Origin of the sequence: Vibrio sp. 10N.222.46.A1 (genome assembly GCF_041473595.1) — a bacterium.
Lineage (GTDB): Bacteria > Pseudomonadota > Gammaproteobacteria > Enterobacterales > Vibrionaceae > Vibrio > Vibrio tasmaniensis_A.
The window spans coordinates 1-3,572 of record NZ_JBFRSN010001244.1; the positions used below are offsets into that span (position 1 = coordinate 1).

Genomic DNA, 3,572 nt, shown 5'->3' on the forward strand with positions numbered 1-3,572 from the left:
ATACCAGATAACACCAATCAAACTACTCACTAAACCCACATACCAAACAAACGACACGACTTGACCGTATTTGTCTAATGGTAACAAGTGACTGTGGTGACGCCCTTTCCATTCGAACAGTATTTCCACACTACCCATAAACAATAAGAAACCAAACAAGGTCAGATTCAACTGATAACTCAGTACCACACCAGCAACAGCGGCTGCGATACACAATACAATACCAAGCACGCTGTTCATTGAGAAACTGATACTTTTCAGTACATGTCCGCCATCGAGAGGCAAAATTGGCAATAGATTAAACAAGTTCAATAGCGCGTTGAATACTGCAAGCCCAGCAAAGAACATCTCGCCAGTGATCAAGTACAACACGGTAAACACCAAAGACAATATCAATCCGAACAATGGCCCCATGATTGAGATAACTACGTCTTGCCAGCGCGTATTGATCTTCTCATCGGATAACGCTAAACCACCAAGGAACGGTATCAAATAGATGCCTTTGGTCTTCATGCCAAAGTATTTCATCGCTCTAATATGGCCGTATTCATGGAACATAAGGCAAGCGATTAGAGCTAAAGCAAATTGAATTGAAAACAGCCATGAATACGCAGCCAAGCTCGCTGAGGCAAGTACGACTTTGATTAGCTTGGCACTTTTTAATGCTTTCATACCAAGCGACACTAATCCAATTAAGCTAAAACGCTTCTCAGGTTTAGGTGCTACAACGGGAGTTTGTTGCTCGATGTCTTTAGTGTCGCGGTTACCTTCGGCAATCGTTTGACCATTGACGGAGGCTTTGTAGTACATCTCAAATGGCTGCCATTGAACTGACGCTTTGACGTGACACTGCAACGTATCTTCGCCAGATTGCAACATGAATGAGTGAGTTCGAGCATTATCTTGCTCTGAGGTCGCATCCAGTTGAGACACAAGTGTATTATCCCAGAACAGCTGTTGCCAACCAGCCATTGAACCTTCTAAACGAAGCGGTTTTCCAAGAAACTCTATCGCGAGTAATTCCAAACTTAAATTCCAATTTAATGCCATCGTAAATGAAACCGTATTATGCCGATTTAGCGATTAACGGTAAACACAAACGAAGTTGTTACATATTTAAGCAATTGAACACTATTTATTCCGATAATGCGCATAAACATTCTGGTCACACCTCCAACCACGAATAAACCATTGATTGTATGCATATTATAAATGTTAAAGTCCCGCCCCTTAAAATTATAACTTCACAAAATGATAACTCATTCTTTGACTTTACATGAAACATGAATTTAACATGTCATTTACATTGGAGCATCACTAATAACAATGCTCAGTGTGTTTTCAACAATAAGAATGAGATTTGATGCCCTAGGAGGGTCAAGGATGAAAACAATACAACGCTCTCTCGTTTCGCTTTCTGTACTATTTGCATGTAATTCACTTGCGGCTGGTTTCCAAGTTGCTGAGCACTCTGCCTCAGGCCTTGGACGCGCATTCTCAGGTGAAGGTGCAGTTGCCGATAACGCGAGTGTACTTGCGAGAAACCCCGCTGCAATGACCCTATTTGATACAGCCCAATTTTCAGGCGCGGTTTCTGTCGTTGATCCAGAAGTAGACATTACTCAAAACAATGTTCCAGGTTCTGGCGGACAAAGTCAGACATCTAAAGACGTCGCTCCCCTTCAAATTGTACCTGGTGCTTACTACATTAGCCCAATCAATGAGCAATGGGCTTGGGGCATTGGTATGTTTTCCAACTACGGTGTTGCTACCGATTACCCAGATGATATCTACGCGGGTGATCTAGCTGGTGATACATCACTAATGTCTGTCAATTTAAACCCAAACGTAGCGTATAGAATCGACGACCAATTCAGCATTGGTGCTGGCGTAAACCTTGTTTATGCAGAAGCTGAACTCAACCGACACCAAGGTGCTATTTCAAATGTTACTGGAGATCCTTCGTCGACGAAGTTAATCAGTATGACTGGTGAAACATTCGCATTTGGTTGGAATGTGGGTGGCTTATATGAATTGAATGAAAACAATCGATTTTCTATCGCTTATCGTTCGGAAGTTGACCTTGATTTTGACGATGGTGATTTCAAAGATTACACCGGTGGAATCGTACAAGGTAGCGCAACTGCAACGACTGGCCGCTTAAAAATTACCTTACCTTCAATTATTGAAATATCGGCTTTCCACCAACTGACCGAACAGTGGGCTATCCACTACGGTTGGCAACAAACGGGTTGGAGCAGTTTTAAAGAACTTAAAGCCACCAGTCCAGATTGTAAAGATGGTGTGTGTTTTAAAAAGACAGAACACTACGAGGATAACAACCGCTACTCGTTGGGTGCGACTTATCAGTTGAATCAAGAGTGGACACTAAGGGCGGGTCTTGCCTATGACGAGCAAGCTGGTCAAGCAACGTTAAGTATCCCAGATAGCGATCGTTACTGGTACAGCACTGGCTTGACTTACCAATACAGCCCAGATCTTTCTATTGATGCTGGTTTTGCACTTGTACAAAGTAAAGATGGTGATTTCACGGAAACTAACGAACTGGGTCAAAAGCTTGAGTTTTCAGGTGATGCAGTCGCTTACCTATCTGCAATTCAATTGAACTACACCTTTAACTAAACGGAATTCAAACATGAAAAAGTTATTTAGTGTTTCGCTGCTTGCTTCGGCGATATTTCTTGCCGGTTGTGGTGATGACTCTTCGAGTTCAGGTGCCTCAACTGCCGTTAAATATGAGCAGTACATTCAAGATTCACTGGCTCGCACAACGAGTATTAAGTTTCATCTAAGTGGTGCGAACAAAGCGGTTCCACTGCCAAGCTTTGCTCTGATGGACACGACGGATGGCACTCTCGGGTTACCAACGGGTGGTAAAGATTCGTTAACGAATCCAATTGCGGCAATGAACACAATGGATGGCTGGTCTACTTCGATGCCAATCGTTATGAATTTCGAAGGTACCGGTCTTGCCGACGGTGTCGCGACCGGCGGCGTTTACATTCTAAAACTTAGCAGTTCACTCACATCCACAACACCACCAACGGTTACAGGCGTGTTGACTCTAGGTACGCACTTTAATGTGTTATCTAGCGCTGCAACGGATGCCTTTACTATTGTATTTAAAGATTCACTCGATGCTTCAAGCGAATACGTGTTGGCACTGTCGAATGAACTGAACGATGTTAATGGCGACCCGGTAGGTATGTCGTCAAGCTACGCGGCTCTGAAATCAAGTTCAGTAACGTATACTGACGGCAGCTTAGCTCAAGCTCAGAAAGTAACTCAGGGTGTAGAGCAAATCTTTGCAGGGGCGAATGCCGCCGGCAAGGTTAGCCTTGATACCAAAGACATCATCTACTCGACGTGGTTTACCACCGAATCAGTTGGCGGCTCGCTTTTCGCAACAAAAGCAGCAACAGCGACTGGGTTGGCTTCTGCGAACCTAAATGGTGTATGGAAAGGCAGTGCAAACCCTAATTCGGTTGACCTAAAAGCCGCTTACACTATGTCGTTTCTTCCTGCAGTAACATTCAAAACAGCATTAGCAA

At 43.7% G+C, this 3,572-nt stretch carries 2 protein-coding genes and 1 pseudogene; 2 read left to right on the forward strand and 1 reads right to left on the reverse strand.

Annotated elements, in window-relative coordinates; translation table 11 throughout:
• A partial coding sequence (locus AB4496_RS25610; protein ID WP_372132658.1) for a site-2 protease family protein occupies positions 1 to 1,026 on the reverse strand: 1,026 nt, incomplete at its 3' end.
• 357 nt (positions 1,027 to 1,383) lie between these two features.
• Here AB4496_RS25610 and AB4496_RS25615 point away from each other — a divergent pair.
• Together AB4496_RS25615 and AB4496_RS25620 are read left to right on the forward strand one after the other, a co-directional pair.
• Complete coding sequence (locus AB4496_RS25615) at positions 1,384 to 2,643, forward strand: outer membrane protein transport protein (RefSeq protein ID WP_009845318.1); 1,260 nt, start codon at positions 1,384 to 1,386, stop codon at positions 2,641 to 2,643.
• A gap of 13 nt (positions 2,644 to 2,656) precedes the next feature.
• Positions 2,657 to 3,572 (forward strand): annotated as a pseudogene (locus AB4496_RS25620) (lipase); the annotation flags it as partial.